12 protein-coding genes are annotated in these 11947 nt (G+C 69.1%); 4 read left to right on the top strand and 8 right to left on the bottom strand.

The window, feature by feature from the left end; translation table 11 throughout:
* The first annotated feature begins 4 nt into the window (after nucleotides 1-4).
* The 4 genes from ACM6LR_RS19835 to ACM6LR_RS19820 all read left to right on the top strand — a co-directional run bounded on the left by ACM6LR_RS19835 (nucleotide 5) and on the right by ACM6LR_RS19820 (nucleotide 5182).
* Nucleotides 5-1513 (top strand): methyltransferase, encoded by a 1509-nt coding sequence (locus ACM6LR_RS19835; RefSeq protein ID WP_414944278.1) that lies wholly within the window; start codon nucleotides 5-7, stop codon nucleotides 1511-1513.
* Nucleotides 1513-1938 carry a D-aminoacyl-tRNA deacylase gene (gene dtd, locus ACM6LR_RS19830; protein WP_414937499.1) on the top strand — a complete coding sequence of 142 codons (426 nt, stop codon included), beginning with the start codon at nucleotides 1513-1515 and terminating at the stop codon, nucleotides 1936-1938. The genes ACM6LR_RS19835 and dtd overlap by 1 nt, the downstream gene beginning before the upstream one ends.
* Before the next feature lie 246 nt (nucleotides 1939-2184).
* Nucleotides 2185-3216, top strand: coding sequence for a sigma-70 family RNA polymerase sigma factor (locus ACM6LR_RS19825; protein ID WP_414937498.1), 1032 nt, complete (start codon nucleotides 2185-2187; stop codon nucleotides 3214-3216).
* Nucleotides 3217-3523: 307 nt separating this feature from the next.
* On the top strand, nucleotides 3524-5182 hold the full coding sequence (locus ACM6LR_RS19820) for a fumarate hydratase (RefSeq protein WP_414944277.1): 1659 nt from the start codon (nucleotides 3524-3526) through the stop codon (nucleotides 5180-5182).
* Nucleotides 5183-5257: 75 nt separating this feature from the next.
* Here the strand turns inward: ACM6LR_RS19820 and ACM6LR_RS19815 are convergent, their stop codons facing one another.
* The 8 genes from ACM6LR_RS19815 to ACM6LR_RS19780 are packed head-to-tail and all read right to left on the bottom strand — an operon-like array spanning nucleotide 5258 to nucleotide 11812.
* Entirely contained in the window at nucleotides 5258-5770 is a 513-nt protein-coding gene (locus tag ACM6LR_RS19815) for a hypothetical protein (RefSeq protein WP_414937496.1), read from the bottom strand.
* 43 nt (nucleotides 5771-5813) lie between these two features.
* On the bottom strand, nucleotides 5814-6284 hold the full coding sequence (locus ACM6LR_RS19810; RefSeq protein WP_414937495.1) for a hypothetical protein: 471 nt from the start codon (nucleotides 6282-6284) through the stop codon (nucleotides 5814-5816).
* A gap of 36 nt (nucleotides 6285-6320) precedes the next feature.
* Complete coding sequence (locus tag ACM6LR_RS19805; RefSeq protein ID WP_414937494.1) at nucleotides 6321-7118, bottom strand: ABC transporter permease; 798 nt, start codon at nucleotides 7116-7118, stop codon at nucleotides 6321-6323.
* Nucleotides 7096-7950, bottom strand: a complete 855-nt coding sequence (locus ACM6LR_RS19800) for a 2-aminoethylphosphonate ABC transporter permease subunit (protein ID WP_414937493.1) — start codon at nucleotides 7948-7950, stop codon at nucleotides 7096-7098. Before ACM6LR_RS19800 ends, ACM6LR_RS19805 begins: the two co-directional genes overlap by 23 nt.
* Nucleotides 7947-9008, bottom strand: coding sequence for an ABC transporter ATP-binding protein (locus ACM6LR_RS19795; RefSeq protein ID WP_414944276.1), 1062 nt, complete (start codon nucleotides 9006-9008; stop codon nucleotides 7947-7949). Before ACM6LR_RS19795 ends, ACM6LR_RS19800 begins: the two co-directional genes overlap by 4 nt.
* Complete coding sequence (locus ACM6LR_RS19790) at nucleotides 9005-10015, bottom strand: 2-aminoethylphosphonate ABC transporter substrate-binding protein (RefSeq protein ID WP_414944275.1); 1011 nt, start codon at nucleotides 10013-10015, stop codon at nucleotides 9005-9007. The genes ACM6LR_RS19795 and ACM6LR_RS19790 overlap by 4 nt, the downstream gene beginning before the upstream one ends.
* Nucleotides 10016-10031: 16 nt before the next feature.
* Nucleotides 10032-10706 carry a phosphonatase-like hydrolase gene (locus ACM6LR_RS19785; RefSeq protein WP_414944274.1) on the bottom strand — a complete coding sequence of 225 codons (675 nt, stop codon included), beginning with the start codon at nucleotides 10704-10706 and terminating at the stop codon, nucleotides 10032-10034.
* Nucleotides 10700-11812, bottom strand: a complete 1113-nt coding sequence (locus ACM6LR_RS19780) for a TIGR03364 family FAD-dependent oxidoreductase (protein WP_414944273.1) — start codon at nucleotides 11810-11812, stop codon at nucleotides 10700-10702. Before ACM6LR_RS19780 ends, ACM6LR_RS19785 begins: the two co-directional genes overlap by 7 nt.
* Nucleotides 11813-11947: the final 135 nt, after the last annotated feature.

Raw genomic sequence — 11947 nt, 5'->3', positions numbered from 1 at the left:
CACCGTGAGCAGAAACCCCGACACACGAGCGGCCCTCCCCGACCTGTCCGACGACGTCTGCGCGAGGCTGCGGGACGCCTTCCTCCGGACGGGGTACGACGCCGACGGCGTGGTCGACGTCCTCGGCTCCGCGCACGCCGCCCTCGGCCGCGGCGAACCCGAACTCGCCTATCGCGCGACCCGCGACTCCGGCGAACTCGGCACACTGATCCGGCTGTTCCTGCTGGGCTCGACCGAACCGGAGAAGGACGTCGAGGCCGCTTTCGCGCCGCTCCCCCTCGATGCCGCAATCGCCGCCACGCTGCTCGTACCCGCCGCTGACGGCTACCGAGCCGGTCTCGACGTCCGTCCGCACGGCGACGACGAAGGCTCGTGGTGGGTGGTCTCGGACCTCGACGCGGACATCCTCGGCGAGACCGTGCCCGAGGACCATGTCCTCGGCGTCGGGCAGGCGTCGCTCAGCCTGGTCCGCGCCACCGGCCGCCGCGAGGTCGGCAGCCTGCTCGACCTCGGCACCGGCAACGGCGTCCAGGCGCTGTACGCCACCCGCCACGCGAAGAAGGTCACCGCCACCGATCTCTCGGCCCGCGCGCTGGCGCTCGCCTCGGCCACCTTCCGGCTCAACGAACTGGACGTCGAACTCCTGCGGGGTGAGTGGTTCGCGCCGGTCGCGCGGCGCCGGTTCGACCAGATCGTCTGCAATCCGCCGTTCGTGGTCGGCCCGCCCCGGGTGGATTACACCTACCGCGACTCCGGCCTGGCCGGCGACGACGCCAACGCGCTCGTGGTGCGGCAGCTGCCCGGGTTCCTCAACGACGGTGGCACCGGCCACCTCCTCGCGTCCTGGCTGCACGTCGAAGGCGAGGACTGGGGCGATCGGGTGACCCGCTGGCTGCCCGCCGAGACCGACGCGTGGTTCGTGCAGCGGGACATCGCGGATCCGGGCCTGTACGTCGGCACGTGGCTGCGCGACGCGGGTATCGACCCCCGCTCCCCCGAAGGACGGGCGAAATCCGGTGCCTGGCTCGATTGGTTCGCCGAGAACGACGTCCAGGGCATCGGTTTCGGCTTCGTCACCGTCCGGAGGACTTCCCACCAGACGCCGACGATCGTGTGCGAGGACCTGCGCCAGGCCTACGACGACCCGCTGGGCGCCGAGGCGGCCAACTGGCTGGACCGGGTGGAATGGCTGCGCGCCAACGGGGATTCGTTACCGGATGTCCGTTTCCGCGTCCCGGAGAGCGTCCTTCTGGAGAGCGTCGCCGAGCCGGGCGAGGAGGGCTGGGCCACGACCGTCCAGCGACTGCACCGCACCGACGGCCCGGGGTGGTCGCATGAGGTCGATGAACTGGCGACCCGGCTGCTCGCCGGCTGCCAGGGCGCTCTGCCGCTGGAAGACCTGATCGTGCTCCTGGCGGCCGCGCGGGGTCTCGAACCGGAGGAACTGGCCGCCGCCGCGCTGCCCGTCGTCCGCGAACTGGTCCGGCACGGCATGCTCCTCCCGGCCGACTGATGCGGGCGGTGGTGACGAGGGTCACGGAAGCGAGTGTGACCGTCGGCGACGAGGTGACGGGCGCCATCGACGAACCGGGTTTGCTGGTACTGCTGGGAATCCACGTCGACGATGAGGTGACGAAGGCGGCCACGATGGCACGCAAACTGCACGAAGCTCGCATACTTCGCGACGAGGAGTCGTGCGCCGGCACCGGCGCTCCCCTGCTTGTCGTAAGCCAGTTCACCCTTTATGGCGATACGCGCAAAGGCCGCCGTCCGTCGTGGACGGCGGCTGCCCGACCCGAAATCGCCGAACCGCTCGTGACGGCCGTCGTCGACGCCTTGCGCGAACGCGGCGCGCGGGTCGAAACCGGCCGGTTCGGGGCCATGATGGCGGTCCGGAGCGTGAACGACGGTCCCTTCACGCTCCTCGTAGAGGTCTAGACCACACCGTTTCTCCCCGGTACGGGCATTCTCAGGAAAAGTTCAGGGTTGGTCGAGCAACGCCCCAGGTCAGCCGCCCGTCTCCTCTGTAGCGGCCGGGAACGTTTTCAGACCTCCCGGCGTTGAGGAAAGTGTCCAGCCAAGCTGGGCCGACGAGGAGTAGCGGGTTTTCCACAGGGCTTGCTACGCCGAGGCGGATCCGGCGGACACATCGCAGCACGTTCAGCCCGTGACCGGGGAGGCAGAATGTCAGTCCAGACTCTCGAACGCGAAGCGCGCGGGATTCGCGAGCGCCGTATCCCGGCGCAATCCACCCAGGAGCCGTTCAGCGCGGGGGCGCTCACCGACGCCGATCTCGACGCCCAGAGCCCGGCCGCGGACCTCGTTCGCGTGTACCTCAACGGAATCGGCAAGACGGCGCTGCTGTCCGCCGCCGACGAGGTCGAGCTGGCGAAGCGTATCGAAGCCGGAGTGTTCGCCCAGCACATGCTGGACACGGCCGAGAGCATCACGCCGAAGCGGCGCTCCGAGATGTCCGCACTCGTGCGTGACGGCCACGTCGCGAAGAACCACCTGCTGGAGGCCAACCTCCGTCTCGTGGTCTCGCTCGCGAAGCGGTACACCGGCCGGGGGATGCCACTGCTCGATCTGATCCAGGAGGGGAACCTGGGCCTGATCCGCGCGGTGGAGAAGTTCGACTACTCCAAGGGGTTCAAGTTCTCGACGTACGCCACTTGGTGGATCCGCCAGGCCATCACCAGGGGGATGGCCGACCAGGGACGCACCATCCGGCTGCCGGTCCACCTGGTGGAACAGGTGAACAAGCTGGCCCGCATCAAACGCGACCTGCACCAGCAGCTCGGGCGCGACGCGACGCACGAGGAACTGGCCACGGAATCGGGCATTCCGGCGCACAAGATCTCCGACCTGCTCGACCACTCGCGTGACCCGGTGAGCCTCGACATGCCGGTCGGCACCGAGGAAGACGCCCCGCTCGGTGACTTCATCGAGGACTCCGAGGCGACCGACGCCGAGAGCGCCGTGATCTCCGGTCTGCTCCAGGACGACCTGCGCCGCGTGCTCGCGACGCTGGACGACCGGGAGTCCCAGGTGATCCGCTTGCGCTACGGCCTCGACGACGGTCAGCCGCGGACGCTCGACCAGATCGGCAAGTTCTTCGGGCTCTCCCGTGAGCGCGTTCGCCAGATCGAGCGAGAGGTCATGTCGAAGCTGCGTCAGGGTGAGCGGGCCGATCGCCTGCGCGCCTACGCTTCGTAGTCCTCATTGGGCCTTTCGGCGCGGAAAAATCAACACCCGTTCGGCAGCGTTGACTTATGACCTGCGTCACGAGACCGTCGAGCAGGTAATAAGTCTTCGCGGTCGGGTGTTCATGCCCGGATCGCTTTCCCCGGGAGGTCGGGTCCGTCGGGGTGGGCCCGGCCTCCCGAACTAATTTGTGGTGTTTGACCACAAATTGCGGCGTGCGAATTGCATTCCCGCTTCCGCACGCGGAGGTGGCGCGGGTCACCCCGGGTCGGCCTTGTACCGTGGACAGGTTCCCGATGCCGGCAAAGGAGCCCGCGCAGTGGCGCCCACCACGTTCCAGCACACTGAAGTCCTTCCGCTCGCCAAGGACACCCGCACCGAGTACCGGCTCATCGGCACCGAAGGTGTCGAGGTCGTCGAAGCCGCGGGCCGTAAGTTCCTGAAGGTCGAGCCCGAGGCACTGACCAAGCTCGCCAAGACCGCGATCACCGACATTCAGCACCTGTTGCGCTCGTCACACCTGGCACAGCTGCGCGCGATCGTCGACGATCCCGAGGCGAGCGGCAACGACCGGTTCGTCGCGATGGACCTGCTGCGCAACGCGGCGATCTCCGCCGGCGGCGTCCTCCCGATGTGCCAGGACACCGGCACCGCGATCGTGATCGGCAAACGCGGCGAAGGCGTGCTCACCGGCGCCGACGACGAACGCGCGTTGTCGCGGGGCATTTTCGACGCCTATCAGGAGTTGAATCTGCGCTATTCACAGATGGCGCCGGTGAATTTCTGGGATGAGCGCAATACGGGCACCAACTTGCCCGCGCAGATCGAGCTCTATCATAAAGACGGTCAAGACGACCCGAGCTATGAATTCCTGTTCATGGCCAAAGGCGGCGGCAGTGCGAACAAGACGTTCCTCTATCAGGAGACCAAAGCGGTCCTGAACCCGAAGCGCCTCGCGAAGTTCCTCGACGAGAAACTCCGCAGCCTCGGCACCGCGGCCTGCCCGCCGTACCACCTCGCGATCGTCGTCGGCGGCACATCGGCGGAGTTCAACCTGAAGGTCGCGAAGCTGGCCTCCGCCCGCTACCTCGACGACCTCCCCACCGAGGGTTCCGAGCTGGGACACGGTTTCCGCGACGTCGACCTCGAGCAGCAGGTGCTGGAGATGACGCGTCAGTTCGGCATCGGCGCGCAGTTCGGCGGCAAGTACTTCTGCCACGACGTCCGCGTGATCCGGCTGCCGCGCCACGGCGCGTCCTGCCCGGTCGGTGTCGCCGTCTCGTGCTCCGCCGACCGTCAGGCCAAGGCGAAGATCACCGCGGACGGTGTCTTCCTGGAGCAGCTGGAGCGCGACCCGGCGCGGTTCCTGCCGGACGTCACCGAGGACGACCTGTCCGACGAGGTGGTGACCGTCGACCTGAATCGCCCGATGGCCGAGATCCGCGCCCAGCTCTCGCAGCTGCCGGTGAAGACACGCCTGTCGCTGACCGGTCCGCTCGTCGTCGCCCGCGACATCGCGCACGCGAAGATCGCTGAGCGGCTCGACGCGGGCGAAGAGATGCCTCAGTACCTTCGCGACCACCCCGTGTACTACGCGGGCCCCGCGAAGACGCCGGAGGGCTACGCGTCGGGCTCCTTCGGGCCGACCACGGCGGGCCGCATGGACTCCTACGTCGAGCAGTTCCAGGCCGCGGGCGGCTCGCTGGTGATGCTGGCGAAGGGCAACCGGTCCAAGAAGGTGACCGCGGCGTGCGCCGAGTACGGCGGGTTCTACCTCGGCTCGATCGGCGGCCCGGCCGCGCGGCTCGCGCAGGACTGCATCAAGAAGGTAGACGTCCTCGAGTACGCGGAGCTGGGGATGGAGGCGGTCTGGAAGATCGAGGTCGAGGACTTCCCCGCGTTCATCGTCATCGACGACAAGGGGAACGACTTCTTCGAGGCCACCTCGGAACCGGTGCTGCAGATCAGTTTCCGCTGACCACTGATGCTGTGATGGACGGGACTTTCATCGCAAAATTCTCGATGAAAGTCCCGTCCATCACACGCTCGCGCGTTACCGCATCTGCTTCAGCACGACGGTCCGCTCTCCCAGCGGCGCCGAAAGCGACACCGAGATCACCGGGTGCCGGATGTCCATCGTGCACATCTGGCCGGTCTGGCCCTTCAGTTCGGTCAGGTTGATGGTGACCCGGTTCCCGTCCTGCTGCGCGGCCTCCGCCGTCGCGTGCCCGCAGCCGCCTTCCTGGCCGCGGATGTTCAGGATCGTCCCGCCGTTGCTCGTGTACACCTCACGCGGGTAGTCCGCGGGGAGGGCCGCCGCGTCGAGCTGTTTGTCCGGCAGCTTGGTGCTGCCTTCCGGGACCTCCTGACGCGGCGCGCCAGGAATCCCCGGCTGGCTCCCCGGCGCAGGCGACGAGGAAGGCGGAGCGGTCGATGACGGCGGCACGGTACTCAGGGTGCCGCTCCCGGGTCCGGCCGCGGGTTCCGCCGCCTGGTTCTGCGCCCCGCAGGCGGATACCGCAACGACGATCAGGCCGAGGCCGATGACATTCGTTAAGTACCTCATGCGGCTAGGACGGAACGAGACCGCTGTGGGGTTGCACCTGGTCTCAACCCGCTTCCAGAACCACGGCGCGCGGCCCGATCGGCTCCGCGAGCTTCACCGGCAGGACGGCGTAGCGGATGACCTGCGGGCACATCCGCCCCGGCTCGCCGTGGTCGATCCTCACCTTGATCACGACCCGCTGGGGGTTTTGCTCGGCCAGGTTCGCCGTCGCCTCGGCACAGCCGCTCAGCTCGATGTGCACCTTCACGAGCGCGCCCTCTTCGGCGCTGACCTGCGCGGGCACCTTGGCGTCGAGCTGCGATGGCGGCAGCATCTTGTCCGAGGGCGGCGGGCCGACGGTCGGTCGCGACATCGGCGGTTTCGCGACCGGCGGGCTCGCCGGGAGCGAGGTGGGCAGATCCGACGGTGTGGTGACGACCGGAGAGGTGCTCGTGCTCGCCGAACCGCCCGCGCCACAGGCGGCCGTCGCGGCGAGCACGAGCCCCACGCCCAGCGTCTTCGCTGCGTTCTTCATGACGGCTGGACGGTACGGAGCAGACAACCGGTTGCATCACCGTTGCGCGGCGCGGCCGCGGGCAAATCCGAGGATCACCACCCCGGCGAGCGTGACGGCCAGCAGCAGCACGGTGCTCGCCGACGCCAGGAACACCTGTCCCCGGTCGGTGAGCGCGAAAATGCTCGCGGGCAGCGTGCGCCAGTCCGGCGGGTACAGCATCATCGTCGCGCCCAGTTCACCCATCGACATCGCCAGCGCGAGACTCGCCGACGCCGAGATCGACGGGAGCAGCACCGGCAGGCGCACCCGCAGCAGCACGCGGACCGGCCCCGCGCCGAGGCTCGCCGCCGCCTGCGCCAGCAACGGGTCCATCCGCGTGATCGCGGCGGAGACCGTGCTGTAGGAGAACGGCAGCAGGATCATCACGTGCCCCAGCAGCACGATCCAGCGCGTGCCGTTGAAGGCCAGCGGCGGACGGCTGAACGCGACCAGCAGCGCCAGCCCCAGCACCACCGACGGCACCGCGATCGGCAGGTGGAACAGGGTGTCGACGGCCTTCCGGACCTTCGACGGGGCGGATTGCGCCGCGAGCGCGGCCCATGTGCCCAGCAGTACCGAGGCCACCGAGGCGATGACGCCGGTCTGGACGCTCACCGAGAGACTCGAGAACGTCTCCCCGGACAACGCCTGCGCGAAATGCGAACCGGTGAGCGCGCCCGGCAGCACTCCGGTCCAGTTCCCGGCGACCGAGGCCAGCACGATCATCAGCAGCGGTGCCAGCACGATCGCGACGAACAGCACCGCGAACACCGCCCACAGCAGGATCCGGCTACGCCTTGTCCACAGCAGCACGACGGCCTCCCTTCGTCAGTCGCCGGTAGGTTCCGTACAGGGCAAGGGAGAACACGACGTTGACCACCGCGATGACACACGCCTGCGGGAAGTCGAAGGTGACGATCCCCTTGCCGTACACCAGCATCGGCAGGGTCGTGACGTCCTTGGCACCGAGGAACAGCACGATGCCGAACTCGTTCATCGCCAGCAGCATGGTCAGGCACGCGCCGGAGGCCAGTGACGCCCACGCTTCCGGCAAGATGACCTGGCGCAGCACGCGTCCGGGTTTCGCGCCGAGGCTCGCCGCCACCTCCATCTGCGCCGACGACACCTGGCCGAACGCGGCGAGCGCGGGCCGCATCACGAACGGCGTGTAGAAGGTGATCTCCGCCAAGAGGATCCCGAACGGCGAGTACAGGAACCCGCCAACGCCGAGGATTCCGGCGCTGCCGTAGATGAAGGTGAACGCGAGCGCGATCAGGAACGACGGGAACGCGAGGACGGTGTCCACCAGCCGCGAGAGCGTCCGCGCGCCAGGGAACGGCACGAACGCGATCACCAGTGCGAGGAACGTCCCGAGCACGACGCAGCCCGCGGTCGCGCCCAGTGCGAGCGCGACCGTCTTCCAGGCGGCGTCCCGGAATTCCGCCGAACCCAGGACGTCCAGCCACACCGAAAGGCCGAACTCGCCGGTCTTCGATTCCAGGGACTGGAGGACGACCAGCACGAGCGGGTAGCCGAAGAAGCCGAGCAAGATGAGCACCGGCGGCAGCAGGAGCCAGCCGCGTCCCGGCCGCTTCTCCTGTCGCCGCGCCGGTGCCGCCGTAGCGGTCAGCGCGATGCCGGTCATCCGACGCCCACCAGCGGGCAACCGTCCGGAATGGACACTCCGACCTTCTCCCCCACGTTCGGCAGCCCTTCGACGTCCGGGACCTCGGCCCGGACTTCGTCGCCGTCGTGCGCGAGTTCGAGGTCGAGCCGGAAGCCCGTGCCACGCCACTGGACGCCGCGCAGGACCGCGGGCAGCGCGCCAGGGGCGTCCGCCGCCGTGATCCCGACCCGGTGGGGCCGGACACCGAGCGCGACGGGCTGCCCCGCCCGGAGCACGCCGGACGGGTCGGCGGTCAGTTCGCGACCGCCGAGCCGGACCCGGGTGCCGTCGGGCTGGATCAGTTCCACCGGGATGAGGTTGGACGCGCCGAGGAAACTCGCGGTGAACTCGGTCGACGGACGCTGGTAGAGCTCGCGGCTGGGGCCGAGTTCGACCAGCTTCGAGTCGCGCATGACGGCGATCCGGTCGGCCAGCGCCAGCGCCTCACCCTGGTCGTGGGTGACGTAGATCAGCGTGGTGTCGGGCAGTTCGGCGCGCAGCCGCAGCAGTTCCGCGACCATGTCCTCGCGCAGGGCGGCGTCCAAAGCGGACAGTGGCTCGTCCAGCAGCAGCACGCGGGGACGGATGGCCAAAGCCCTGGCGAGCGCGACCCGCTGCTGCTGCCCGCCCGAGAGCTCACGCGGGTAGCGGCGGGCGTACTTGCTCATGCCGACCAGTTCGAGCGCCTCGGTGACCCGGCTCGCCGTCTCGGCGCGAGGTGTTTTCCGTGCCCTGAGCCCGAAGGCGACGTTGGCCTCGACGCGCATGTGCGGGAACAGCGCGTAGCTCTGGACGACGACGCCGAGCCCACGCCGGTGCGGCGACAGGTCGGTGACGTCCTCGCCGTCGAGCAGGACCCGGCCGGTGCTCGGCACCACGAAACCCGCGAGTGCCTTCAAGGCCGTCGACTTGCCGGAGCCGGACGGCCCGAGCATCGCCAGGGTCTCCCCCCTCGCCACGGTGAGGTCCAGTGGCGAGAGGGCGGTCGTCTGTCCGAAGCGGACGGACACCCCGCGGAACTCGACCGCCGGGGTCATCGGCCCACGGCCTTCTTGTACGCGGCGAGGTCGGCGTCGAGCTTCGCGAGGACGGCGTTCCAGTCCGGCTGCCAGATGTCGACGCCGTCGAGCGCCGCCTTCACCTTGTCCGCTCGCGGGCCCGACGGAGTGACGTCGGCCCGCGACGGTGCGCCGAAGGCGTCCACGGCCTTGCTCTGCACCTCGGGTGAGAGCAAGAAGTCCAGGAACTTCTTGGCGTTCTCCGCGTGCGGCGCGTTGTTCACGAGACCGGCGTAGTACGGGAGCGCGAACGTGGATCGCTTGCCGTGGGAGTCGGCGGGGAAGAAGATCTCGAAGCCGCCGCTCTTTTCGATCGAGGCGAGGTTCATCTGGACGTCGCCGTTGGCCACCAGGATCTCGGCCTTGGCCACCTTGGGCTGCAACTTGCCGGTGGAGGACGACGGGCCGATGTTGTTGGCTTCGAGCTTCGCGAGGTATTCGAGCGCGCCCTGTTCACCCAGGACGTGCTGGAGCTGCAGCAGGACCGCCGTGCCGTCGCCCGCCTCGCCGGGAGTCGAGTACTGGAGTTTGCCCTTGAGCGCGGGGGCGAGCAGGTCGTCCCAGGTCTTGGGTGAGGCCTGCGGGTTTCGGATGAAGCTGAGGTAGTTGTTCATGATGGCGAAGTAGCGGCCCTGGCCGTCCTTCTGCCCGGCGGGGACCTGGTCGAGCCCGGACGGCGCCGTGGCGACGAGCAGACCCTGCGACGCGGCCCGCTGGATGAACGGCGGGAGGGTGACCAGGATGTCGGCCTGGTTATTAGCCTTCTCCTTCTCCACCCGCGAGGCGACCTCGCCCGAGCCGGCGGTCACCGCCTGGACGGTGATGCCGGTCTTGGCCTTGAACTCCTCGACACGCTGGGCGTACCAGTCTTCGAGACCGTCCATCGTGACGGTCTGGTCGCCGGACGCGCCGCCGGCGGTGCCACCACAGGCGGCCAAGGTGATCGTGAGCAGCCCGGCGAGGGCGGTGGCCGCGAGTTTCTTCATTTCGTCAAAGCTCCTTTTAGGACAGCAGGGCGGGGAGGTCGCGGACGGATTCGAGGACGTGGGTGGCACCGGCGGCTTCCAGTTCCGGCTTCTTCGCCGATCCGGTGAGCACACCGGCGACGAGTGAGGCGCCGGAGGAAAGGCCGGTCTGGACGTCCGACGGGGTGTCGCCCGCGACGGCGATCCGGCGGACGTCACTGATTTCGAGCCGCAGCGCGGCGGCGAGGACGAGGTCGGGGAACGGGCGGCCGCGGACGCCCACGCCCGGCGCCAGGACGGCGTCGGCGAGGCCGTGCCAGCCCAGCGCGTCCAGGATCGCGTTCTGGGTGGCGGAGGCGAACCCGGTGGTGAGGGCGACCTTGACGCCCTGAGCGCGCAGCTCCTGGATCGTTTCCTCGGCACCGGGGATCGGCTCGCAGTGGCCGTCGGTGACGAGTTTCCCGTAGGCCGCCTGGAATTCGGTGTTCGCGCGCTGGGCGAGGCCCTCGTTCCCGTCGAGCAGGGCGCGGAAGACGACGATCTTGAACTGGCCCATGGTCTCGACGACGTAGTCGAGCATGCCAGGATAGCGACTGTCCTCTTCGGACACCCCGGCGGCGGCGATCGCGGCGGTGAAGGCGCGGATCACCAAGCCGTCGTCGGCGACGGTGGTCCCGGCCATGTCCAGGACGACGAGTTCGGTGTTCACCACGACAGCTCCTCGGCGGTGTCTTCGGCGATGGCGGGCGAGCAGGTCATACCCCGGCCACCCGGTCCGGTGACGAGCCAGGCGTTGTCCGCGACGCGGGCGCGGTGGACGATCCGGGAGGTGTCGGTGGTCTGGGCGTAGACCCCGGCCCAGCGTCGGGCGATGCGCGGGAGCGGCCGTCCGAGCAGCGCTCCGGCGACCTCGGCCAAGTGGTCGTACGGGTCTTCGGTGGTGTCGAAGGAGAACGGCTCGTCGTACTCGTGGGTGTCACCGATGGTCAGCGAGCCGTCGAAACGCTGGACCATGAGCAACTGCATGGCGTTGGCCGCGGCGATCTCGCCCTGCGGCTGCCCGGCGTTGAGACCGTCGAGCGCTTCGCCGCGGTACGCCGGGTAGTAGCGGAAGCTGTCGGCGTCGGCGACGGTGGTGGTGAGGCTCTCACCCAACGGGTCGGTCTGGGCCATCTGCAACCGCACCCGGCGGACCGGGGTCTGCCTGGCGAGTTCTTTGACCAGGCCGCCGGTCCAGGCACCGGTGCAGAGCACGACGACGTCACCCTCGTGCGCCTCGCCGGTGTCGTCGACGACGCCACGGGTGGTCAGGTCGCGGATCTCACGACCGGGCACCCAGGCGTAACGGCCGGACTTCGCCAATTCGGCCCGCAGGGCGGGCTGGGCGACGCGCGGTTCGACGGCGGCGTCGCGATCGCACCAGAGCGCGCCGAGGAAGTCGCCGCGCAGGGCCGGGTTCAGCTCGCGGGTCTCGGCGGGGTCGAGCAGCTTGAAGCCACGATCCTCCGTGCTGGTCGCGGCGGCTCGGGCGACGGCGAGTTCGGCCTCCGTGCGGACGACGGTGAGGGAACCGTTCGGCCGGAAGCCGATTCCGGGCACTCGTTCGCCGATGCGCTCCCACAGCACCCGCGCCCTGGCCGCCGTCTCCAGTTCGGGACCGGTGGCGCGGCCGCCGACCCAGACCAGCCCGAAGTTGCGCACGGAGGCGCCCCGGGCCTCGGGTTCGCGTTCGATCTGGACGACGTCGTGGCCGCGTTCGACGGCCTGCCAGGCGTGCTGAGTGCCGAGCACTCCGCCGCCGATGATGAGGATTCGCACACCGCAGACGCTCGCTGGCGTGCACCAACGCTCCGTGACGGCGGCCATAACCCCAGGTGAAGTACCGCCGAAGTTTGGACCAGACCTGTTATCTACGCGTTATGTTTCACCGCGAGTAGTCCTCTGCTTGCGGTC

Source organism: Amycolatopsis sp. cmx-11-32 (genome assembly GCF_047608695.1).
In the GTDB taxonomy this organism is placed as follows: Bacteria; Actinomycetota; Actinomycetes; order Mycobacteriales; family Pseudonocardiaceae; genus Amycolatopsis.
This window is presented reverse-complemented; position numbering and strand designations above follow the sequence as displayed.

Excerpts from the sequence above, each read along its gene's own strand:
- ACM6LR_RS19790 (WP_414944275.1), bottom strand. The coding sequence starts at position 10,015 with ATGAAGAAACTCGCGGCCACCGCCCTCGCCGGGCTGCTCACGATCACC.
- ACM6LR_RS19810 (WP_414937495.1), bottom strand. The coding sequence starts at position 6,284 with ATGAAGAACGCAGCGAAGACGCTGGGCGTGGGGCTCGTGCTCGCCGCG.
- ACM6LR_RS19800 (WP_414937493.1), bottom strand. The coding sequence starts at position 7,950 with ATGACCGGCATCGCGCTGACCGCTACGGCGGCACCGGCGCGGCGACAG.
- ACM6LR_RS19795 (WP_414944276.1), bottom strand. The coding sequence starts at position 9,008 with ATGACCCCGGCGGTCGAGTTCCGCGGGGTGTCCGTCCGCTTCGGACAG.
- ACM6LR_RS19825 (WP_414937498.1), top strand. The coding sequence starts at position 2,185 with ATGTCAGTCCAGACTCTCGAACGCGAAGCGCGCGGGATTCGCGAGCGC.
- dtd (WP_414937499.1), top strand. The coding sequence starts at position 1,513 with ATGCGGGCGGTGGTGACGAGGGTCACGGAAGCGAGTGTGACCGTCGGC.
- ACM6LR_RS19815 (WP_414937496.1), bottom strand. The coding sequence starts at position 5,770 with ATGAGGTACTTAACGAATGTCATCGGCCTCGGCCTGATCGTCGTTGCG.